The 21,157-nt window shown below is 74.8% G+C and carries 16 protein-coding genes and 1 pseudogene; 9 read left to right on the top strand and 8 right to left on the bottom strand.

What is annotated here, in order from left to right; translation table 11 throughout:
- The first annotated feature begins 31 nt into the window (after positions 1-31).
- Both AC069K_RS06350 and AC069K_RS06345 read left to right on the top strand, forming a co-directional pair.
- Positions 32-751, top strand: coding sequence for a hypothetical protein (locus AC069K_RS06350; RefSeq protein ID WP_478612621.1), 720 nt, complete (start codon positions 32-34; stop codon positions 749-751).
- A gap of 143 nt (positions 752-894) precedes the next feature.
- Positions 895-1,500 carry a sigma-70 family RNA polymerase sigma factor gene (locus AC069K_RS06345; RefSeq protein ID WP_478612618.1) on the top strand — a complete coding sequence of 202 codons (606 nt, stop codon included), beginning with the start codon at positions 895-897 and terminating at the stop codon, positions 1,498-1,500.
- 69 nt (positions 1,501-1,569) lie between these two features.
- On the opposite strand, the gene meaB is transcribed toward AC069K_RS06345, so the two are convergent.
- Genes meaB through mutA form a run of 3 tightly spaced genes read right to left on the bottom strand, consistent with a single transcriptional unit; the run spans position 1,570 to position 6,614 of the window.
- Positions 1,570-2,571, bottom strand: coding sequence for a methylmalonyl Co-A mutase-associated GTPase MeaB (gene meaB / locus AC069K_RS06340; protein ID WP_365103374.1), 1,002 nt, complete (start codon positions 2,569-2,571; stop codon positions 1,570-1,572).
- A 6-nt stretch (positions 2,572-2,577) separates the two neighbouring features.
- On the bottom strand, positions 2,578-4,767 hold the full coding sequence (scpA, locus tag AC069K_RS06335; protein ID WP_478612615.1) for a methylmalonyl-CoA mutase: 2,190 nt from the start codon (positions 4,765-4,767) through the stop codon (positions 2,578-2,580).
- On the bottom strand, positions 4,764-6,614 hold the full coding sequence (gene mutA / locus AC069K_RS06330; RefSeq protein ID WP_478612612.1) for a methylmalonyl-CoA mutase small subunit: 1,851 nt from the start codon (positions 6,612-6,614) through the stop codon (positions 4,764-4,766). Before mutA ends, scpA begins: the two co-directional genes overlap by 4 nt.
- A gap of 267 nt (positions 6,615-6,881) precedes the next feature.
- Between mutA and AC069K_RS06325 the strand changes: the two genes are divergently transcribed.
- Genes AC069K_RS06325 through AC069K_RS06315 form a run of 3 tightly spaced genes read left to right on the top strand, consistent with a single transcriptional unit; the run spans position 6,882 to position 10,794 of the window.
- The gene (locus AC069K_RS06325; RefSeq protein WP_478612609.1) at positions 6,882-7,568 is read left to right on the top strand and encodes a FadR/GntR family transcriptional regulator; all 687 of its coding nucleotides are present in this window, start codon (positions 6,882-6,884) and stop codon (positions 7,566-7,568) included.
- Positions 7,565-8,953 (top strand): hypothetical protein, encoded by a 1,389-nt coding sequence (locus tag AC069K_RS06320; protein ID WP_478612606.1) that lies wholly within the window; start codon positions 7,565-7,567, stop codon positions 8,951-8,953. Before AC069K_RS06325 ends, AC069K_RS06320 begins: the two co-directional genes overlap by 4 nt.
- Positions 8,950-10,794 carry a GMC family oxidoreductase gene (locus tag AC069K_RS06315; RefSeq protein WP_478612603.1) on the top strand — a complete coding sequence of 615 codons (1,845 nt, stop codon included), beginning with the start codon at positions 8,950-8,952 and terminating at the stop codon, positions 10,792-10,794. The genes AC069K_RS06320 and AC069K_RS06315 overlap by 4 nt, the downstream gene beginning before the upstream one ends.
- 93 nt (positions 10,795-10,887) lie before the next feature.
- On the opposite strand, the gene AC069K_RS06310 is transcribed toward AC069K_RS06315, so the two are convergent.
- The 4 genes from AC069K_RS06310 to AC069K_RS06295 all read right to left on the bottom strand — a co-directional run bounded on the left by AC069K_RS06310 (position 10,888) and on the right by AC069K_RS06295 (position 15,503).
- Complete coding sequence (locus AC069K_RS06310) at positions 10,888-12,288, bottom strand: pyridoxal-phosphate dependent enzyme (protein WP_478612599.1); 1,401 nt, start codon at positions 12,286-12,288, stop codon at positions 10,888-10,890.
- 93 nt (positions 12,289-12,381) lie between these two features.
- Positions 12,382-13,203 (bottom strand): tyrosinase MelC2, encoded by an 822-nt coding sequence (gene melC2, locus AC069K_RS06305; RefSeq protein WP_358836213.1) that lies wholly within the window; start codon positions 13,201-13,203, stop codon positions 12,382-12,384.
- A gap of 47 nt (positions 13,204-13,250) precedes the next feature.
- Positions 13,251-13,679, bottom strand: a complete 429-nt coding sequence (gene melC1, locus AC069K_RS06300) for an apotyrosinase chaperone MelC1 (RefSeq protein ID WP_478612596.1) — start codon at positions 13,677-13,679, stop codon at positions 13,251-13,253.
- A 480-nt stretch (positions 13,680-14,159) separates the two neighbouring features.
- The gene (locus AC069K_RS06295) at positions 14,160-15,503 is read right to left on the bottom strand and encodes a CAP domain-containing protein (RefSeq protein WP_478612593.1); all 1,344 of its coding nucleotides are present in this window, start codon (positions 15,501-15,503) and stop codon (positions 14,160-14,162) included.
- 248 nt (positions 15,504-15,751) lie between these two features.
- Between AC069K_RS06295 and AC069K_RS06290 the strand changes: the two genes are divergently transcribed.
- Positions 15,752-15,952, top strand: coding sequence for a hypothetical protein (locus AC069K_RS06290; RefSeq protein WP_358836210.1), 201 nt, complete (start codon positions 15,752-15,754; stop codon positions 15,950-15,952).
- Between the two features lie 30 nt (positions 15,953-15,982).
- On the opposite strand, the gene AC069K_RS06285 is transcribed toward AC069K_RS06290, so the two are convergent.
- Positions 15,983-16,402, bottom strand: coding sequence for a CBS domain-containing protein (locus AC069K_RS06285; protein WP_365103345.1), 420 nt, complete (start codon positions 16,400-16,402; stop codon positions 15,983-15,985).
- Positions 16,403-16,834: 432 nt separating this feature from the next.
- On the opposite strand from AC069K_RS06285, the pseudogene AC069K_RS06280 reads away from it, so the two are divergent.
- From AC069K_RS06280 to AC069K_RS06270, 3 genes and pseudogenes are all read left to right on the top strand, one after another.
- Positions 16,835-17,908, top strand: a pseudogene (locus AC069K_RS06280) (acyl-CoA dehydrogenase family protein); the annotation flags it as partial.
- A gap of 27 nt (positions 17,909-17,935) precedes the next feature.
- The gene (locus AC069K_RS06275; RefSeq protein WP_478612590.1) at positions 17,936-18,853 is read left to right on the top strand and encodes an oxygenase MpaB family protein; all 918 of its coding nucleotides are present in this window, start codon (positions 17,936-17,938) and stop codon (positions 18,851-18,853) included.
- 18 nt (positions 18,854-18,871) lie between these two features.
- Positions 18,872-21,085, top strand: a complete 2,214-nt coding sequence (locus AC069K_RS06270; RefSeq protein ID WP_478612587.1) for a serine/threonine-protein kinase — start codon at positions 18,872-18,874, stop codon at positions 21,083-21,085.
- The last annotated feature ends 72 nt before the right edge of the window (positions 21,086-21,157 follow it).

Raw genomic sequence — 21,157 nt, 5'->3', positions numbered from 1 at the left:
CGACCGGGCCGGATGCGAGGATGAGCCCGCCATGACTGCCACCGACGCCTGCCGCGCCGTGCGGGCCGCGATGTTCGCGGCCCTCTGCGTGCTGCTCACCGCGCTCGGACACGCCCTCATGTCGCGAACGCCGGTGCCCTGGTGGGCCCTGGGGTGCGGCTTCGCCGCCAGCGGCGCCACGGCGTGGGCCCTGGCCGGACGCGAGCGCGGCTTCGCCTCCGTGGTGGCGGTCGCCGTAGGCGCGCAGGTGGTGCTGCACGAGCTGTTCTCGTGGGCCCAGACCACCGCGCGCCCCGCCGCACCGCCCATGGACGCCCGGATGACCGGAATGCGGATGTCCGGGATGCCCATGGACTCCATGGATCACATGGGGCACATGGATCACATGGGACACATGGCACCCATGGACGGCATGGGCCGGATGGGTCCCATGGGGCATATGGATTCCCTGGGGCACGGCATGACGGGCATGCCCCTGGGGATGTCCTCCACCGGCATGCTCGCCGCCCACCTCCTGGCCGCGCTGTTCTGCGGGCTGTGGCTCGCGCACGGCGAGCGCGCGGCCTTCCGGATCCTGCGGTCCTTCACCGGCTGGTTGTTCGCCCCGCTGCGGCTGGTCCTCACGGCCGCGCCGCCGCGGCCCGCGCGCCCGCGTGCGCGCCCGGAGCGTACGACCCGCCGGCTCCGGCGGCTCCTCCTCGTCCACGCGATCACCTCACGGGGTCCGCCCGCGGGGACCGCTGTCGTCTGACGACAGCCGGTTCCCCGCGGCGTCCCCGGAGCCTCTCCGGCGCCCCGGGCATCGACGGCACCCTCGGTGCCGCCGTACCCCTTCACCGGACCCGCCGCCTTCTTCGGCCGGTCCGGATCCCGGATTCCCGAGAAGGACACCAGGTGATCACTCCTGCCCTGCCCCGCTCGCGCGAGGCATCGACGGACCAGGCGATAACGGCGTGGGCGCTCGCCGCCCGCTCCGGCGACCCCGAAGCCGTCGAGCACTTCGTCCGCGCACTCCACCTCGACGTACGCCGTTACGTCAGCTACCTCGGCGCCGATCCGCAGGCCGCCGACGATCTCGCCCAGGAGACCTTCCTGCGCGCCCTCGGCAGCCTGCACCGTTTCGAGGGCCGCTCCTCGGCCCGCACCTGGCTGCTGTCGATCGCCCGCCGCACGGTCGTCGACCATCTGCGGTACGCCGCCGCGCGCCCGCGCGTGTCCGACACCCACGACTGGCAGTCGGCCGCCGAGCGGGCCCAGCCCCGGGGGCTGCCGGGCTTCGACGACGGGGTGGCCCTCGCCGATCTGCTGGCGGCGCTCCCGGACGAGCGCCGCGAGGCCTTCGTCCTCACCCAGCTCCTCGGGCTGCCCTACGCGGACGCGGCCCACGTCAGCAACTGCCCGGTGGGAACCGTGCGCTCCCGGGTGGCCCGGGCCCGCGCCGCGCTCGTCGAGCGGCTGCGCGCGGCCGAGCGCGCGGAGCCCGCGGGCGTCCCGGCCTGAGCACGGACGAGGCCCGGACCGTCGCCGGTCCGGGCCTCGCCTCCGTACACACCGCGCCGCGCGGCGGGCTCACTCCCCGGCCGTCGCTTCCGGCCCGCCCTGGAACGCGCTCAGGATCCGCTCGGCCGCCAGCGTCGCCGTCAGCTCGCCGTCCCGGACGCGCTGTTCCAGCGCCGGAGCGAGCGCGCGCACCCGCGGATGCGCGCGCAGCCGGCCCAGCAGCTCGTCCTGGACCATCGTCCAGGTCCAGTCGACCTGCTGGTCGCGGCGCTTGGCCGCCAGCCGTCCGGTGGAGTCGAGCAGCGAACGGTGCTGGTCCAGACGCTCCCAGACGGTGTCGAGGCCGCTGGACTCGCGGGCGCTGCAACACAGCACCGGCGGGGTCCAGGCCGCGTCCGCCGGGTGCATCAGGCGCAGGGCGCCCGCCAGTTCGCGCGCCGCCGACTTCGCGTCGCGCTCGTGCGGGCCGTCCGCCTTGTTCACGGCGATCACGTCCGCCAGCTCCAGGACGCCCTTCTTGATGCCCTGGAGCTGGTCGCCGGTGCGCGCGAGGGTGAGCAGCAGGAACGAGTCGACCATGTCGGCGACCGTCGTCTCGGACTGGCCGACGCCGACGGTCTCCACCAGCACGACGTCGTACCCGGCCGCCTCCATGACCACCATCGACTCACGGGTCGCCTTGGCGACGCCGCCCAGCGTGCCCGCGCTCGGCGAGGGCCGCACGAACGCCGCCGGGTCCACCGCGAGCCGTTCCATCCGCGTCTTGTCGCCGAGGATCGAGCCGCCGGTACGGGTGGAGGACGGGTCGACGGCCAGCACCGCGACCCGGTGGCCGAGCCCCGTCAGCATCGTGCCGAAGGCGTCGATGAAGGTGGACTTGCCCACCCCGGGCACCCCGCTGATACCGATCCGCCGGGCCTTCCCGGCGTGCGGCAGCAGCTCGGTGAGGAGCTGCTGCGCCAGCGTGCGGTGGTCGGGCCGGGTGGACTCGACGAGCGTGATCGCCCGGGCCACGAAGGACCGCTTCCCGTCGAGCACACCCTTGACGTAACTGTCGAGATCGATGCGCACGGGCGGCTACAGCTCGTCGTGGCCCAGCGCCGCGCCGAGCCGCGTCACCAGGTCGTACGCCGCGTCCGGGATGACCGTCCCCGGCGGGAAGACCGCCGTGGCGCCCATCTCCAGCAGGGTCGGGACGTCCTGCGGCGGGATGACCCCGCCGACGACGACCATGATGTCCTCCCGGCCCTCGGCCGCCAGCTCCTCGCGGAGCGCCGGCACGAGGGTGAGGTGGCCGGCGGCGAGCGAGGACACACCGACGATGTGCACGTCCGCCTCGACCGCCTGCCGGGCCACCTCGCCCGGCGTCTGGAAGAGCGGGCCGACGTCGACGTCGAAGCCGAGGTCGGCGAAGGCCGTGGCGATCACCTTCTGGCCGCGGTCGTGGCCGTCCTGGCCCATCTTGGCGACCAGGATGCGCGGACGGCGGCCCTCCGCCTCCTCGAAGCGGTCGACCAGCGCGCGGGTGCGCTCCACCGAGGGCGACTGCCCTGCCTCGTTGCGGTACACGCCGGAGATCGTACGGGTCTGCGCCGCGTGGCGTCCGTACACCTTCTCCAGGGCGTCCGAGATCTCCCCGACCGTCGACATGGCGCGGGCCGCGTTCACGGCCAGCTCCAGGAGGTTGCCGGTGCCGGAGGCGGCGGCGTTCGTCAGCGCGCGCAGCGCGTCCTGGCACACCGCCTCGTCGCGCTCCTCGCGCAGCCGCCGCAGCTTGGCGATCTGCTGGGCGCGCACCGAGGAGTTGTCGACCTTGAGGACGTCGATCTGCTCGTCGGTCTCCACGCGGTACTTGTTGACGCCGATCACCGGCTGGCGCCCGGAGTCGATCCGCGCCTGGGTACGGGCGGCGGCCTCCTCGACGCGCAGCTTCGGGATGCCCGCGTCGATGGCCTGCGCCATACCGCCGGCCGCCTCGACCTCCTGGATGTGCTGCCAGGCCCGGCGCGCCAGGTCGTAGGTGAGCTTCTCCACGTACGCGCTGCCGCCCCAGGGGTCGATGACCCGGGTGGTGCCCGACTCCTGCTGGATGAGGAGCTGGGTGTTGCGGGCGATGCGCGCCGAGAAGTCGGTCGGCAGGGCGAGCGCCTCGTCGAGCGCGTTGGTGTGCAGCGACTGGGTGTGCCCCTGGGTGGCGGCCATCGCCTCCACACAGGTGCGCGTAACGTTGTTGAAGACGTCCTGCGCGGTCAGCGACCAGCCCGAGGTCTGCGAATGGGTGCGCAGCGACAGGGACTTGGTGTTCTTCGGGTCGAACTGCTTGACCAGCCGCGCCCACAGCAGCCGCGCCGCCCGCATCTTCGCGATCTCCATGAAGAAGTTCATGCCGATCGCCCAGAAGAAGGAGAGCCGGGGCGCGAACGCGTCGACGTCCAGGCCTACGTCGATCCCCGCCCGCAGGTACTCCACACCGTCCGCGAGGGTGTAGGCCAGCTCCAGGTCGGCCGTCGCACCCGCTTCCTGGATGTGGTAGCCCGAGATGGAGATCGAGTTGTAGCGCGGCATCTTCTGCGAGGTGTACGCGAAGATGTCGGAGATGATCCGCATCGAGGGCTTGGGCGGGTAGATGTAGGTGTTGCGGACCATGAACTCCTTGAGGATGTCGTTCTGGATGGTCCCGGCCAGCTTCTCGGGCGGTACGCCCTGCTCCTCGGCGGCCACGATGTAGAGCGCGAGGACGGGCAGCACCGCGCCGTTCATCGTCATCGACACCGTCATCCTGTCCAGCGGGATGCCGTCGAACAGCTGGCGCATGTCGTAGATGGAGTCGATGGCCACGCCCGCCATGCCGACGTCACCGGTCACCCGCGGGTGGTCGCTGTCGTAGCCGCGGTGGGTCGGCAGGTCGAAGGCGACCGACAGGCCCTTCTGCCCGGCGGCGAGGTTGCGCCGGTAGAAGGCGTTGGACTCCTCGGCCGTGGAGAACCCGGCGTACTGCCGGATCGTCCAGGGCTGGTTGACGTACATCGTCGGGTAGGGGCCGCGCAGATACGGGGCCACGCCCGGGTACGTCCGGAGGAAGTCCAGGCCCTCCAGGTCGCGCGCGGTGTAGAGCGGCTTGACCGCGATGCCCTCGGGGGTCTCCCACAGCAGATCGCCGTCGGCCTTCCCGGTGGACTCCTTCACGGCGGTGCGCCACTGGTCTTCGGAGCCGCCGGCGCCGGCGCCCGGAGCCAGCGGCAGCTCCGAGAAGTCGGGGATCGTCATGACGCCACTCCCATGCGGTCGAGGGCGGAGGAGAGCACGGCCACCGCGTCGCAGCCGGCGAAGACGTACTCGTCCACCCCGCTGAACTCGCCGCGGCCGGCGAGGTAGACATGGCGCGCGCCGGCCGAGCGCAAGGCGGCCGCGACCGCCTCGGCCTGCTCGGCGTAGAGCGCGTCGCTGGAGCACAGGCACGCGACGGTGGCGCCGCTGGCGGCGAACGCCTCGGCGGCCGTCTCCGCGTCGACCGACACCGGGTCGTGCACGGGCTCGATGCCGCCCGCCTGGAACAGGTTGGAGGCGAAGGTCGCCCGTGCCGTGTGCGCGGCGGCCGGGCCGAGCGCGGCGAGGAAGACGCGCGGGCGGGTGCCGGTCGCGGCCAGCTGGGCGTCCGAGCGGGCGCGCAGCTCCTCGAACGCCTCGTCGCGGCGGACCTTCGGCAGTCCGCCCGAGGGCTCGGCGGGGGCCGCCTCGCGCTCGACGGGACGCTCGGCGAGCGAGGGGAACTCGCTGACGCCGGTGACCGGTTCGCGCCGCCGCGCGAGGCGGGCGCTGCGCGCCGCCCAGGTGGCGGCGAGCCGCTCGCGGACCAGACCGGAGCGCAGCGCGGCCGCCTGGCCGCCCGCGCGCTCGATGGTCTGGAAGAACTCCCACGCGCTGTGGGCGAGTTCGTCGGTGAGCCGCTCCACGTACCAGGAGCCGCCCGCCGGGTCGATCACCCGGGCCAGATGCGACTCCTCCAGCAGGATGGAGGAGGTGTTGCGCGCGATCCGGCGGGCGAAGGCGTCCGGCAGACCGAGGGAGTGGTCGAAGGGGAGCACCGTGACGGCGTCCGCGCCGCCGACGCCCGCGCCCAGGCAGGCCACCGTGGTGCGCAGCATGTTCACCCACGGGTCGCGGCGCGTCATCATCACCGGCGAGGTCACCGCGTGCTGGCGCTGCGCCCCGGCGGCGGGGGCCCCGCTCGCCTCGGCGACCCGCGCCCACAGCCGCCGCGCGGCGCGCAGCTTGGCGATGGTGAGGAACTGGTCGGCGGTGGCCGCGTAGCGGAACTCCAACTGGCCGCAGGCGGCCTCGACGGACAGGCCCGCCCCGGTCAGCGCGCGCAGATAGGCGACCGCAGTCGCCAGCGAGGCGCCGAGCTCCTCGGCGGCCGAGCCGCCGGCCTCGTGGTAGGGCAGGGCGTCCACGGTGAGCGCGCGCAGGTGCGTGAACCGCTCGTCGCAGAGCCGGGCGAGGCCGGCCGCGGCCGCCGGGTCCAGCGCCTCGCCGGTACGGGCCTCGTGACCGAGCGGGTCGGCGCCGAGGTTGCCGCGCGCGGAGCCGTCGGGGACACCGCGCTCCTCGTACAGGCTCAGCAACGCCCGGGCGGCCGCCTCGGTCTCGGCGCCCGCGTCGAGGACGACGGGGGCGAGGTCGAGGTAGACGCCGTCCAGGGCGCGGGCGAGCGAGGAGACCGGGATGCCGCCCCGGCCCACGGTCAGCCAGAGGGAGGTGACGCCGTTCTCCAGATCGGCGAGCACCGCCTCGTTGACCCGGGCGGGGTCGGTTCCGGCGTGGCGCTGTCGCACGCCCCAGCCGTCGGCCACGTTGCCCTCGGCCCGGCTTCCCCGGACAAAGGGGGCGAAGCCCGGATATCCGGCATCGGGCGCGGAGTCTCGCGCGGTGTACAGGGGCCGGGTGGTGAGCCCGTCCTCGACCGGGGTGGACAGTGCCTCCTCGGCAGCCGTGCCCGAGACATCTTTACCCGATTTGCGCAGCACGCCTTCCACGAGGCGCTGCCACTGCTCATGGGTTGCATCAGGGAACTCGGCGGCCAGCGAAAGCCCGTCGTCAGGCAGGACCGTCATGCTCAGATGCTAGGGCAGCCGCCCAAAGGCGCAGCAGAGGAAAAGGCTGTGACCTTGCCCTCTTCGGAACGCTCTTGATCCGTTACGGACGGTGGCGTATCCGGCGCGGGCGTGCGTTCGGGGTCGCAACGGGTCTCTACCGGCCACTTGGGGCGTATCACCTCGCGCGCGCCGACCCCTTGACCGCACCGGAGCGGCACTGGTTCAGTGGCTCAGCCACTGATCCACTGCGGAACCGCCGCATCACGACCCCTGGGGAGGGACTTCGTGGAGACGCTGCCCCGCGAGACCATCGTCGACGTCCTGGAGAACCGGCTGCGCGAGGACATCCTCACCGGCCGCCATCCGGCGGGCAGCTATCTGCCCCCCGAACGCAGCCTCGCCGACGGCTACGGCGTCACCCGGACCACCCTCAAGCACGCCTTCGGCCGGCTGGTGCAGGCCGGGCTCCTGGAGACCCGCCACGGCGTCGGCACCCGCGTCCGCGACTACGCGCGCCTGGGCGGCGCCGACCTGCTGCCGATGCTGGTGCGCCACAGCCCCGACTGGATCGCCGAGATCTTCGAGGTGCGGCGCGGTGTCGGCGCGCTGATCGCCGAGCGCGCGGCGGCCCGCCACGACAGCAGCGCCGCCGCCGAGCTGCGCCGGCTCCTCGACGCCGTACGGGAGGCGGAGGGCGGCGACGCGGTGCAGCTGGCCGACGCGGAGGTGCACCGGGCGCTCGCCCGCGCCACCGGCAACCGCGTCTACGTCCTGCTCACCAACACCCTCTTCAACGCCTACCTTCCCGTACGGGCCGCCCTGGCGGGGCCGTTCACCGACCCGGAGGCGGCGTACGCGCGGCTCGCCCCGGTCGTCGCGGCGGTGGAGGCGGGCGACCGTACGGCGGCCCACGCGGCGGCGGACGCCTATCTGACCGCCACCGAGCGGATCATGCTGGAGGACCTGGCGTGAGCGGGCGGGGCACCGAGTTCCGGGAGACGCTGCTCGGCACGTTCCGGTTCGACGGCGAGGGCCGCACCCGCGCGGCCCGCCTCGACCTGCGGGCCACCGCGGACACCGTCCCGCGCCCGGCAGGCACGACGCACGCCCGCGTCACCGGGCGCGTCCGCGTCGAGGGCCGCGCCGACGACCCGCACGCGACGGGGGAGCTGGAGATCTCCCCGCTGGCACGCCGCCGCATCCGCTACCGCATCGCCTTCACCGCCGACGGGCGCCGGCTCACCCTGGACGGCTGGAAGTCCGTCACCCCGCTGCGCCCGGTCCGCTCGATGACCGTCCTCCCCTGCACCCTGTACGAGGAGGGCGAGCGGGTCGGCGTGGGCACCCTGCGCTTCCCCCTGGGCACGGGCCTGCTCCCGTTCCTGGCGAGCTTCCGCTTCCCGCGCCGCGAGGACGTAGACGCCCTGGCCGCCCCGCGCTGGAGGGGGGAGCCCGGCCGGACCGAGGTCTGGTACACCACCGCGACCGACCCGGTCACCGGAGACGGCCTCTGGCTCCACCACGAACTGGTCGCGCCCACGGACGGCTCGGCCGCCCGCGCCCACGGCTGGATCGCGGTGTTCCCCCAGGACGGGCCGGTCGAGCACGCCCGCTTCGGGCCGGGCCCCTGGCAGGGCGGCGCGGACGGCTTCGGCACCGAAGGCGTCGCGGCCCGGCCGGGACGGCTCACCGGCCGGGCGGGCGCGTTCACCTGGGACCTGGCCGAACGCGCCGAGGACGCCCCGCTGTTCACCTTCCCGCGCTGGTCCTGGCACCACCCGCTGCTGCCCGCCGCCCAGATCCTCCCGGCCGCCCGCGCCACGTACGACGGCACGGTCACCCGCGACGGGCGGACCCTGACGCTGAAGGGCGCTCCCGGCGCGTCCGCCCGTATATACGGACACGGCAACGCCCACCGCTGGTCCTGGCTGCACGCGGACCTCGGCGGCGGGGACGTCCTGGAGGTCGTGGCGGCCGTCCCGGCACGGCCCGTGCTGCGCGCGCTGCCGCCGCTGGTCTTCCTGCGGCTGCGCCGGGGCGGCCGCACCTGGCCCCGGCGGCCCGGGCGGACGGCCCTGGGCCGGGCGGGCGCGGGCCGCTTCCGTGCCGAACTCGGGCTGCGGGTGTGGACGGTGACCGGCCGCTCCGGTCTGCGCCGCATCCGCGTCGAGGTGACCCAGCCGGAGGAGCGCACCCTGACCCTCGACTACACCGACCCCGACGGCGGCGCCGCCGTCTGCCGCAACAGCGAGGCGGCGGACGCGGTCGTCCGCGTGGAGCGCTGGTGGGGCCGGTGGCGCCCGGAGGCCCGCTGGACGCTGGAGGGCACCGCCCACGCGGAGGTGGGCGGCCGATGAGCGACCACGCCAGCCGGGCCGCGACCGGCCTCGTGGGCGCGCTGCTCGCCGACGACGGCACCCGCCCCTGGACGGCGGCGGCGGCACGCAGGCTCGACACCGTCCTCGCCTCGATGCCCGCCCCCGCCCGGGCGGGACTGCGGGGCGCGGCGGCGGCCGTCGACGCCTACGCGTTCGTCCGGACGGGGCGACGGCTGGCGGCGCTGGGACCCGGGGAGCGCGAACACCTCATGACGGCGCTCGGCGCCCGCCCCGCCCTCGCCCCGGTCCTCGACCTGCTGAAGGTGCCGGTGCTGCTCGCCGCCGGGACCGAGCGGATGCTGTACGAGGGGGCGCGCGGTCCCGTGCCCGCGCCGCCGGAGGATCCGCCGCTCGACTGCGTCCCGGCCGAGGAGTGGCCCGCGCGCAGCACGGCCGACGCCGTGGTGATCGGCTCCGGCGCCGGGGGAGCGATGGCCGCGCGGACCCTCGCGCGGGCCGGACTGCGCACGGTCGTCCTGGAGGAGGGCCACCACCACACCACCGCCTCCTTCGGCCGCCGCGCCCCGCTCGACCGGTTCGCCGAGCTCTACCGCGACGGCGGGGCGACCGTCGCGGCGGGCCGCCCGCCTCTGCTGCTGCCGACCGGCCGGGCCGTCGGCGGCACCACCCTGGTCAACTCCGGTACCTGCTACCGCACCCCGGACCACGTCCTCGACCGCTGGCGCACCACGTTCGGCTTCGGCCTCGCGGAGGGCATGCCGCAGCGCCTCGACGAGGTCGAGCGGACCCTGCGCGTCGCCACCCAGCCGCTCGACGTCCTGGGCAACAACGGCCTGCTGGCGCTCACCGGCGCGCGGCGGCTCGGCTGGCGGGCCGCGCCCCTGCGCCGCAACGCCCCCGGCTGCAAGGGCTCCTGCCAGTGCGTGGTGGGCTGCCCGTCCGGCGCCAAGCAGAGCGTGCAGCTCTCGGTGCTGCCCGACGCGTGCGCGGCGGGGGCCAGGATCGTGACGGGCGCCCGGGTGCGGCGCGTCCTGGTCGACGCCGACCGGCCCGGCGGGCCGAGGGCCGCCGGGGTGCGGGTGCGGCGCGCGGACGGCAGCGAGCTGGAGATCCTCAGCCCGCTGGTGGTGGTCGCGGCCGGCGCCCTCCAGTCCCCGCCGCTGCTGCGCCGCTCGGGCCTCGGCTCCCACCCGGGCATCGGCCGCAACCTCAGCGTGCACCCGGCGACGAGCGTGGCGGGCCGCTTCCCCGAGCCCGTCACCGCCTGGGAGGGAGTGCTCCAGAGCGTCGGGGTGGAGGAACTGCACGGCCGAGGCGTCCTCATCGAGGCGACGGCGACCCCGCCGGGCATGGGCAGCTTCGTCCTGCCGGGCGTGGGCCGCGAGCTGCGCCGCGAACTGGACGGCGCCGGCCACCTGGCCACCCTCGGCGCGATGATCGCCGACCGCCCCTCGGGCAGCGTCCAGGGCCGCGACCGCACCCTGATCCGCTACGACCTCGCCCCCCGCGACGCAACGAGGCTGCGGACGGCGGTGCGGGCGATGGGCCGGCTCCTGTTCGCGGCGGGCGCCGAGGAGGTGCTGACCGGCATCCCGAGGGCGCCGAGGGCGCGGGACCCGCGGGAACTCGACGCGGTGCTGGCCGGAGTGACGGCACGTCAGCTCCACCTATCCGCCTTCCACCCCACCGGTACGGTCGCCGGGGGCGGCGACCCGGCCCGCTTCCCGGCGGACGGGCGGGGCCGCCTGCGCGGCGTCGAGGGCGTCCTCGTCGCCGACGCGTCGCTGCTGCCGGGCTGCCCCGAGGTGAACCCCCAGCTCAGCGTGATGGCGGCGGCGCTGGGGGTGGCAGGAGGCTGAAGGGGTGGCGGAAGGCCCGGTCCGGGCATCGCGCACCACCCGTGGGGACGGGCGGCGTCGCCGGAGCGGGCCGATGTCAGCCGCCGCGCCCCGTCAGAGCAGGGCCCGCAGCGCGGAGCGGTCCACCAGCCCCACCGCGTGCCCGTCCCGCACCGCGACGGCCACCTCCTCGCCGCGCTCCTCCAGCTCGGCGAGCACGGACCGCGCCCCCTCGCCCACCCCGAAGTGGGGGAGGGGTGCGGCGAGATGGTCGCGTACCGGGTCGTGCGGCTTGAGGGCGCCCTCCTCCATGGCGGCGGCCAGCGCGTCCAGACGCAGGGAGCCCGCCAGCTCCGGGACGGTCGGCGCGCGGTCCGGGCCCACCGGGCACGGCCCGGCAGGGGCGAGCGCGGGCAGGCCCCGCTCGCGCAGGGTCCGCAGCACCGCCAGCGCCTCGGCGGCCGTGCTGAGCCGGTTCACATACGGCAGCGGCTCGGCCCGTACCGCGTCCCCGGCCCTCGCCGTGCCCTCCTCGCCGTCGAGGAAGCCCAGCCGCAGCAGCCACGCGTCGTTGAAGTACTTCGAGAGGTACTGGCGCCCCGAGTCCGGCAGGATCACCACGACCAGCGCGTCGGGGCCGAGGCCGGCCGCCACGCGCTGGGCGGCCGCGACCGCGAGACCGGCCGAGCCGCCGACCATCAGCCCCTGCTCCCGGGCCAGTTGACGGACCGTCAGCAGTGCTTCGCGGTCGCCCACCGGGATCAGCTCGTCCACCACGTCCTGCTGGTAGGAGGCGGGCCAGACGTCCTCCACCGTCTCGGGGTGGCGCACATGCCCGGTCGCCTCGACGAAGTACGGACGGCCGTCGCCGCCCGAGTAGACCGACGCCGCCGGATCGGCCCCGGTCACCCGCACGGCACCCCCGCTGACCTCCTTGAGGTAGCGGCCGGTGCCGCTGATCGTGCCGCCGGTGCCGACGCAGGCCACCAGATGCGTGACCCGGCCGTCCGTCTGGCGCCAGATCTCCGGGCCCGTGGTGGCGTAGTGCGCCGCTGGGTTGGCCGGGTTGTCGTACTGCGCGGCGAGCCAGCTGCCCGGCCGCTCCCCGGCGATCCGCACCGCCGTGTTGAAGACGTTCTCCGGGTCCTCGGCGGGCAGCCCGCTGCGCCGCACGACCACCTCCGCGCCGTACCCGCGCAGCGTGGCGATCTTCTCGGCGCTCGTCTTGTCGGGGACCACCAGGATGGCGTGGTACCCCTTCGCCGCCGCCACCATCGCGAGCCCGGCCCCCGTGTTGCCGGAGGTCGCCTCGACGACCGTGCCGCCGGGGCGCAGCAGCCCCTCCCGCTCGGCCTGCTCGATCATGTGCAGACCGATGCGGTCCTTCACGCTGCCGCCCGCGCTGAGGTATTCGAGCTTGGCGTAGAGCGCGGCGGTCGCCTCGCCGCCGGGCGTGCGCAGCCGTACCAGCGGGGTGCCGCCGACGAGTTCGAGCACTGATTCGTGAACGTCCATGCCGGCGAGCTTACGAGGCGCCAGGGGCAGGGGGACCGGCGTGCCCGGCCGCGTACGGTGCGCGGCCGGGCACACGGGTCACCGGCCGCGCGCCTACACGTCGAACGTGTAGAACTTCTTGTGGTCCAGCATGTCCGCCGGCGTCACGTTGTTCCACGGGCGCATGGTGTCGCGCAGGTCGACCACGTTCGCCGTCCCGGCGGCCGGGAGGTAGGGCGAGGAGGGGTGGCGCTCCTGCCACTGCGCCCAGAGCTTGTCGATGAACGCGTGGTGCAGCCAGAACACCGGGTCGTTGGGGGAGACGCCGGTGGCCATCTGGCCGCCGACCCAGACGTGCACCCGGTTGTGCAGGTTGACCCCGCGCCACCCCTCCAGGTGGTTGCGGAACCCGTCCGAGGCGCTGTTCCAGGGCGCCATGTCGTACGTGGTCATGGCGAGGACGCTGTCGACCTCGGCCTTGGTGGGCAGCTGCGGCACGCTCGCGCCGAGCGCGCGGCGCAGGTAGTTGCGGCCGTCGACCCGGACGTTGATGGTCCACCTGCCGCCGCTGGAGGCGAACGGGCCGTCCATCACCTGGCCGTCACGGCTGCGGCCGGTGCCGCCGAGGAAGTCGGCGGCCCAGAGCGAGGAGGCCGTGGTGCGGTCGGCCGTCCAGTCCCAGTAGGGCAGGGCGACGGTGGAGTCCACCGCCTGGAGGGCCTGTTCGAACTCCAGGAGGAATCTGCGGTGCCACGGCAGGAACGACGGCGAGCGGTGGCCGACGCGGTCGGTGTCGTCGTTGTCGCTCATGATGAAGGCGTTGTGCGTGGTGACGAACGTGTCGTACGTCCCGTTGCGCTTCAGCGTCAGGATCGCGTTGACGAAGCGCCGCTTCTCGTCCGCGGTGAGGGTCGCCTGGTTCTTGCGTACGGTCATGGAAGTGCTCCAGATGGTGGTGCTGCGGGTGCGGTGACGGGACGGGATCAGGCGAGCGGGACGAGGGTCGCGCCCTGGAGCTCCACCACGGCCGCACGGGCCACGGCGCGCGGGTTCGCGAACGTCTCGTAGTGGTTGACCACGCTGATCCAGGTGCCGTCGGCGTTCCGCATCACGTGCAGCTCCTGGCCGTCTATTCGTACCGCGTAGCCCCCGTGGTGACCGGCGTGGCCGCCGCCGTGCACGGGCTCGCCCTGTATGCGGCGGCCCTGGTAGACCTCGTCGAACGGGGCGGGAACGTCGTGCCCCGTGTGGTCCGTGGTGGCCGTGTGGCCGGTGTGGCCGTCGCCCGCGGCGGGGACGACGCCGTTCGCGGGCTCGCTGGCGGTCGCGGCGTACGCGGTGCCGGCCAGGCCGAGGCCGGCCACCGCGCTCGCGGTGAGGCCCAGCGCGCTGCGGCGGGTGAGTCGGGACATGGGTAACCCCCTGTGGTCGGGCAGTGCTCGGTAGTGGTCCAGCGGCGTCGGGGGCGCGGAAAGGTGAAATCGCCGCCCGGCCGACGCGCTTGACGGGTCGTTGACGGACTGTTGTCCGGCTGGTCAGGGCCGGACGTCCGGCAAACCGTCCTGGCCAATGCCTACAGCCCGGCAACGGAATGGCAAAGCGTCACTCGAAGGGTTGGGCTCAATGCGGACATGTCCAGATACGAAGTGCAAGGTTGAACGGAAATGATCTTGCTGTCCGGGGCCACCCGGCCTGCCGAAAGTGGAGATCCTTCAGTGGATCTGTCGATCCCGTGAAGATTTTGTTGTCGGGGTGGGGGAGATGTGGCGGCCCTCACGTGGGAAACCTGGCCGGTTTCGCGCCCCGCGTACGGGAGGTGACGGGGCGTGAGATGAGCCGGGCATGACAAACCACCTCATGGTTCGAGCGCGGTGGCCCGTGCGCGGCACCCGTCAGGCGAGGCCGAAGAGTTGCGTCCAGTACGTGCCCGCGCGCCCGCCGCCCGCGAAGCCGACACCGAGGTGGGTGAAGTCGGGCTTGAGGATGTTGGCGCGGTGGCCCGGGCTGTTCATCCAGCCCTCCACCACCTCGGCCGCCGTGCGCTGCCCGCACGCGATGTTCTCGCCGATGCCCCGGTGTCCGGCCCCGGCCGCCCTGGCCCGGTCCCACGGCTCCAGGCCCTCCGGCGAGGTGTGCGAGTAGAAACCGCGGGCCGCCATGTCCGCGCAGTACGCCCGGGCCGCCGACGCGAGGCGGGTGTCGTCCGCCAGCGGACGCAGCCCGGCCGTGACACGGCGGCCGTTGGTGAGCGCGACCACCTCCGAAACCGTCCGGTGCAGCCCGTCCTCGCTGAACGGCCTCGCCCACAGCGCCGTCCAGTACACCTCGCCCGTGCGCCCGTCCGTGGCGCTGCCGATACCCGCCTCGGTGAAGGACGCGTCCCGCAGCGGGCCGCGGGTGTGGGCGTCCTCCTGGCAGTACGCCAGGAACTCGGCCGGGGTGCGCGGACCCGAGACCAGGTGCTCGGCGATGGCCAGATACGCGTACCCCCGCGTGGTCACCCGCTGGAAGACCGACACCCCGTCCGGACTCTCCACGCTGAGGCGGCCCTGGGCGGCCATGGTCCCGGCATGCGCCTCGGCGGCCGAGGCCAGCCGTCCGTCGATGGCCACCGCGGGGACCCCGGCCCGGGCCCGCTCGGCGTTGACCAACGCGCCGAAGCCGTCGGCCCGTTGCGACCCGCTCGGCCGGGGTCCGGACCGCCGCGCGCCCGGGACCGCCGCGGGCAACTGCACGGTGGGGGCGTGCGGCGGGTCGTCGTCGGCCACGTCCACCCCGAAGTCCCGGGCCACCCCGGCGAGACCGTCCGCGTACCCCTGCCCCAGCGCGCGGACCTTCCAGCCGGTGCCCCGGCGGTAGATCTCGGCCAGCAGCAGCACCGTCTCCCGCTCCGGCCTCGGCGGGGTGAACCGGGCCAGGACCTCGCCGCCCGGGCCGGTGAGGCGCAGGCTCGGCACCGGAAGGCGGCCGAGCGGAACGGCCGGGTCCGCGGGGCTGACGACCACGGTCAGCCGGCTCGCCCCGGCCCGCAGCCGGCCGGGGTCGACCGTGATCACCTCGTCGCCGAGCCGGGTGCCGGGGGCGGACGGCTGGTTGTAGAAGACGAAATCGGTGTCGCCGCCCACCTTCCCCGTGTCGTCGGTGATCAGTACCGACAGGTCGAAGGGTCCCGGGATGCCGATCGTCAGCACGCCGTCCGGAAGGGACTGGTTGCCCCCGGGAACCAGCTCGCTCATCGCCACCACCTGTCCCCGGGGCCCGCCGCCGTCCGCCGCCGCGCCGCGCTGTGCCGTCGTGGGGAGAACGCGGTGGGCGCGGTGGCCGGTTCCCGTCCCCGGCGTGTCGTGGCGACGAACTTCGCCGGGCGGGCCCAGGGCCCGGCAGGCGCCCCGGGACCACCGGAACGGGTGACGATCGCGGGGCGGATGCGGTCTGCGGGGCCGGGTACCAGAATGGAGCCACGCCGGACTAATGAGGAGGCGGTATGAACGCTCAGTCCGAGCCCGCGCCGAAGCGGGAGGGGATCACCCCGGACGCACTGCTGCACACCGGGGCGGGCGGTGACATCACCGCGGAGGACCTGGTACTGGCTTCGGGGCGCGACATCACGCCCAAGAGCCTGGAGTGGGCGGAGCGCCGTCTGGAGCAGGACGGCACCCGGGCGATCGACAAACTGCTGCCCTGACCCGACCGCGGGGGCCCGGCTCCTCCCGGCTCAGCCCCTCGCGTAGACGCTGCTCGCGAAGGAGGCGAACTGGTCCGCGGGGAGGTGCCGGGCCAGGTCCGCCTCGGTGATCACGCCGACCGGCTCACCGTCGTCCACGACGACGAGGCGGCGGATGCGCGCGTCGCTCATCACCCGTACCGCCTCCGCCGCGTCCGCGTCGGCGGGGATCGTGCGCGGCCCGCCGTCGGCGAGATCGCCGGCGGTCACCTCGGCCGCCTCCTTTCCGGCCGCGAGCACCTTCACCACGATGTCGCGGTCCGTGACGATGCCGGTCAGCGTGCCGTCGTCGCCCCGCACCGGCAGCGCGCCGATCCCGTGGTCCCGCATCAGCTGGGCGGCGCGGTCGAGGGTCTCGTCCGCCGGGATGCAGCGGACGTCGACGGTCATCAGATCGCGGGCGGTGGGCATGGGGGCCTCCGGGACGGTGGGGTACGCCCTCGTCATGCTGGCCGCGCCCCGGGCGCCCGGCGACCGTACGGGGACGAACGGGTGACCGGGCACGCCCGGGCGCCCGCGAGCCCGCGCCGCCCCTTCCGGGAGCCTCGCCCTTCCAGATTGCTGGAACACGTTCTACTGTGTGGCCGCCCGCACCACGTGACGGCAGCGCGCGGTCACGTGCGGCGACGGACAGCGACACACCGTGACGCGCCCCGCCACGGACCGTGACCCGCCTGGGAGGGCCCCGTGCACCTCGAATACACGCCCGAGCAGCAGCGGCTCCGCGCCGAGCTGCGCGCCTACTTCGCCGGGCTGATGCCCGCTCCCGGCAGCGCCCGCCCCCAGGGCTCCGGCGGCGGGGGAGGCGCCCGGGGCGGGGGCGGCCCCGCCGTCACCGGCGCCGCCGAGCGCAAGCGCTTCTACCGCGACACCGTGCGCCGCCTCGGCAGGGACGGATGGCTGGGGGTGGGCTGGCCCGAGGAGTACGGCGGGCGCGGGCTGAGCCCGATGGAGCAGTTCATCTTCTTCGACGAGGCCGCCCAGGCCGGGGTCCCGCTGCCGCTGATGGCGCTCAACACCGTCGGCCCGACCCTGATGCGGTTCGGCACGGACGAGCAGAAGGCGTACTTCCTGCCGAAGATCCTCTCCGGTGAGATCGACTTCGCGATCGGCTACAGCGAGCCCGACGCGGGCACCGACCTCGCCGCCCTGAAGACGAGGGCGGTGCGCGAGGGGGACACGTACGTCGTCAACGGGCAGAAGATCTGGACCACCAACGGCGACACCGCGGACTGGGTCTGGCTGGCGGTGCGCACCGACCCCGCCGCGCCCCCGCACAAGGGCATCTCCATGCTCCTGGTGCCGACCTCCGACCCCGGGTACTCCTGCACCGTCATCAACACCCTCGCCTCGCACGACACCACCGCGAGCTACTACGAGAACATCCGCGTCCCCGTCTCCCGCCGCGTCGGCGAGGAGAACCACGGCTGGCGGCTGATCACCAACCAGCTCAACCACGAGCGCGTCACGCTCGCCGCGCACGGCACCATGGCGATCCGCGCCCTGCACGATGTCCAGCGCTGGGCCGCCGACACCAAGCTCGCCGACGGCCGCCGCGTCATCGACCTCGGCTGGGTGCGCGGCCGCCTCGCCCGCGCCCACACCCGGCTCGACGCGATGAAGCTCCTCAACTGGCAGATGGTCAACGCCGTCCAGGAGGGCACCCTCACCCCGCAGGACGCCTCCGCCGTCAAGGTGTACGGCTCGGAGGCGCGCAGGGACGCGTACGCCTGGCTCATGGAGGTCGCCGGCGCGGCCGGCCCCCTGAAGGAGGGCTCGGCCGGGGCGGTGCTCCACGGCGAACTGGAGCGCGGCTACCGCTCGGCGGTGATCTTCACCTTCGGCGGCGGCAACAACGAGATCCAGCGCGAAATCATCTCCTGGATCGGTCTGGGGATGCCGCGCGTCCGCCGTTAGCCTGGCCGGTACAGGAGGTGGCGGCAGATGGGTGAGGGCAGGAGCGGATACGGCGGGGCCGACCCCGGGTACTTCGGGCCCGGCTCGGTGACCTGGCAGATGCACGCCGACCCCGTCATGTGGATCGCCGGGGTGCGGGCGCTGTACCTCCAGGCCCTGCACCCGCGCGCGGTGCGCGGGGTCCTGCAGAACGGCGACATCCGCGAGGACCCCTGGGGGCGGCTGCTGCGCACCGCCCGCTTCGTGGGCACGCTCACGTACGGGACGAAGGAGGACGCCGAGCGCGCGGGCGCGCGCGTGCGGCGCATCCACGGCCTCCTGAAGGCCGACGACCCGGTCACCGGCGAGCGGTTCGGGATCGACGACCCGGCCCTGCTGCTGTGGGTGCACTGCGCCGAGGTCGACAGCTATCTGCACGTGGCACGGCGCTCCGGCTTCCCGCTCAGCGACGCGCAGGCCGACCGGTACGTGGACGAACAGCGCGAGGCGGCGCGGCTCATCGGCCTCGACCCCGCCCGCGTCCCGGCGTCCACCGCGCGGCTCGCCGCCTACTTCGCGGACGTCCGGCCCGAGCTGACGGCCGGCGCCGACGCGCGCGAGGTGGACGCCTTCCTGCGGCGCCCGCCCGTCCACCCGCTGCTGGCCCCGGCGCGCGCGCTGGTGTGGCGGCCGGTGGCCCGGCTCGCCTACGACGCGCTGCCCCCGTACGCCCACGAGCTGTACGGGCGGCCCGCGCCCGCGCCGCACGAGGTCACCCGCCGGCTCTCGGCCACCGCGCGGCTGCTGCGGGGCATCCCCGACACCCTGCGCTGGCAGCTCCCGCCGAAGCACATCCTGCGGGCGGTGGCCCGGCTCGGTCCCGGAACGCGGCCCGCCCCGTACAAACTCCGCGGACAGGCGTCCATACTGGACGGGGCCGGGGAGGGCGCAGCAGCAGCACAGTGACGGGGGCGACATCGCGCGATGGCGGACACCAGGCTGATCCACGGCCGGTACCGGTTGCTGGAGCTGATCGGGCGCGGCGGCATGGGCGAGGTGTGGGCGGCCCGCGACGAGTCGCTGGGGCGGCGGGTGGCCGTCAAGTGCCTCAAGCCGCTGGGAGCGCAGCCCGAGCAGTCGTTCGCGCGGGTGCTGCGCGAGCGCTTCCGGCGCGAGGCGCGGGTGGCGGCGGCGCTCCAGCACCGGGGCGTCACGGTCGTCCACGACTTCGGGGAGTTCGAGGGCGGGCTGTACCTCGTCATGGAACTGCTCGACGGCCGCAACCTGAGCCAGCTCCTCCAGGACGGCAAGGGGCACCCGCTGCCGGTGCCGGACGTCGTGGACATCGCCGAGCAGGTGTCCTCCGCCCTCGCCTACACCCACCAGCAGGGCATCGTGCACCGGGACCTGAAGCCCGCCAACATCATGCGGCTGTCGGACGGCACCGTGAAGATCCTCGACTTCGGCATCGCCCGCCTCGGCGCCGACATCGGCTTCACCTCCCGGCTCACCGGCACCGGCATCGCCATGGGCACCCCGCACTACATGTCGCCCGAGCAGATCGGCGGCGCCGTCGTCGACCACCGCAGCGACCTGTACTCGCTGGGCTGTGTGCTGTACGAACTGGCCACCGGGGCGCCGCCGTTCGACCTCGACGACGCCTGGGCGATCCTCGTCGGCCACCGCGACACCGAGCCCGAGCCGCCGCGCGCCCGGCGCGCCGAACTGCCGGTGTTCTTCGAGGAGGCCGTGCTCGACCTGCTCGCCAAGGAGCCCGCCTCACGGCCTGCGGACGCCCGTGAGCTGGTGCGGCGGCTGGCCGCCGGGCGCGGGCTCCCGTCCGCCCCGGCCGCCTCCTCCGCCGCGGCGCCGCCGTCCCCGCGCACGCGCGGACTGCCGTCCTGGGCGCGCGGGATGACCACCGGCCACAAGGCGACCGGCGCCACCCGGCCGGACCTCGCCCCGCCCGACCCCGACGGCAGCCTCACCGGCGCCTGGACGAGCGCCCTGCCGCCCGCTCCGCCCGTCCCCGGCCCACCGCCGCCGCCCCCGGCCGAACTGCTCGCCACCCTGGAGGACCGCCACCGCGAGGGCCTGGCCCTGGGGCGCGCCGGCCGCTGGGCGGAGGCGGGCGAGGTGCACCGCGCGGTCGCGGCCGAACGCGCCCAGGCGCTGGGTCCCGACCACCCCGACACCCTGGTCAGCCAGTACGAAGTGGCCTTCGCCCTGAGCCGGACCGGGCGCGAGGCCGACGCCCTGCGCGAGTTCGGCCTGGTCGCCCAGGCCCGCGCCCGCACCCTCGGCCCCGACGACCCGGGCACCCTCGACGCCCGCCAGGAGACCGCGTACGTCCTGGGCCGTCTCGGACGCCACTTCGAGGCCCACCAGACGTACGCCTCGGTGCTCGCCGCCCGCGAGCGCGTCCTGGGCGCCGACCATCCGGCCACCCTGCGCTGCCGCCACAACCTCGCCTTCAACCTGAGCCGCCTCGGCCGGCTGGAGGACGCCCACCGCATGGCGCGGGAGGCCGCCGCCGACCGTGCGCGGGTGCTGGGCGCCGACCATCCCGACACCCTGGTGTCCCGCTACGAAGTCGCCTATGTGCTCGGCCAGTCGGGACGCTGGGTCGAGGCGCTCCAGGTCTACCGCGAGGTCGCCTCGGCGCGCGCGACCGTGCTCGGGGCCGACCATCCCGACACGCTCGCCACCCGGTACGAGGTCGGTATCGCCCTCGGCCGTCTGGGCCGCAGCGCCGAGGCGCTCCAGCTGTACCGCGTACTCGTCGACGACCGCACCCGCGTCGGCGGGCCCGAGGACCCCGAGACCCTGCGCGCCCGCCACGGCCTCGGCGTCAACCTCGGCCGCCTGGGCCGCTGGGAGGAGGCTCTGGCCGAGGCCCGCGAGGTGGGCGCGCTGCGCGAGCGCGTCCTGGGGCCCGACCATCCCGACACCCTGGTCAGCCGGCGCGAGACGGCCGTCGGGCTCGGCTGGCTCGGGCGCTGGTCGGCGGCCCTGACGGTCTACCGGCAGGTCGCCGACGCCCGCGAGCGCGCCCTGGGCGCCGGCCACCCCGACACCCTGGCCGCCCGGACCGAGGAGGCGCACTGCCTGGAGCGGCTGGGGCGCGGCGTCGAGGCGGCGGACCTCGGACAGCGCGTCGCGGGCCTGCGGCAGGAGAGCGGGCGGGACGGGCAGTAGGACGCGCGGGGCGGGCAGGAGGGCGCGCGGGTGGCGGGCCGCTCACCGGCGCCACCCTGGCCGCCGGTGAGT

This window comes from Streptomyces sp. NPDC043908 (assembly GCF_056435525.1).
Note: the sequence above shows the minus strand (reverse complement) of the source record. Positions and strands in the feature narration are given on the sequence as shown.

Bases quoted from the DNA above. Each gene is read 5' to 3' on its own strand.
- melC2 (WP_358836213.1), bottom strand. From the start codon at position 13,203: ATGACCGTACGCAAGAACCAGGCGACCCTCACCGCGGACGAGAAGCGG.
- AC069K_RS06295 (WP_478612593.1), bottom strand. From the start codon at position 15,503: ATGAGCGAGCTGGTTCCCGGGGGCAACCAGTCCCTTCCGGACGGCGTG.
- AC069K_RS06290 (WP_358836210.1), top strand. From the start codon at position 15,752: ATGAACGCTCAGTCCGAGCCCGCGCCGAAGCGGGAGGGGATCACCCCG.
- melC1 (WP_478612596.1), bottom strand. From the start codon at position 13,679: ATGTCCCGACTCACCCGCCGCAGCGCGCTGGGCCTCACCGCGAGCGCG.
- AC069K_RS06270 (WP_478612587.1), top strand. From the start codon at position 18,872: ATGGCGGACACCAGGCTGATCCACGGCCGGTACCGGTTGCTGGAGCTG.
- AC069K_RS06350 (WP_478612621.1), top strand. From the start codon at position 32: ATGACTGCCACCGACGCCTGCCGCGCCGTGCGGGCCGCGATGTTCGCG.
- AC069K_RS06310 (WP_478612599.1), bottom strand. From the start codon at position 12,288: ATGGACGTTCACGAATCAGTGCTCGAACTCGTCGGCGGCACCCCGCTG.
- scpA (WP_478612615.1), bottom strand. From the start codon at position 4,767: ATGACGATCCCCGACTTCTCGGAGCTGCCGCTGGCTCCGGGCGCCGGC.
- AC069K_RS06285 (WP_365103345.1), bottom strand. From the start codon at position 16,402: ATGCCCACCGCCCGCGATCTGATGACCGTCGACGTCCGCTGCATCCCG.
- AC069K_RS06275 (WP_478612590.1), top strand. From the start codon at position 17,936: ATGGGTGAGGGCAGGAGCGGATACGGCGGGGCCGACCCCGGGTACTTC.
- mutA (WP_478612612.1), bottom strand. From the start codon at position 6,614: ATGACGGTCCTGCCTGACGACGGGCTTTCGCTGGCCGCCGAGTTCCCT.
- AC069K_RS06315 (WP_478612603.1), top strand. From the start codon at position 8,950: ATGAGCGACCACGCCAGCCGGGCCGCGACCGGCCTCGTGGGCGCGCTG.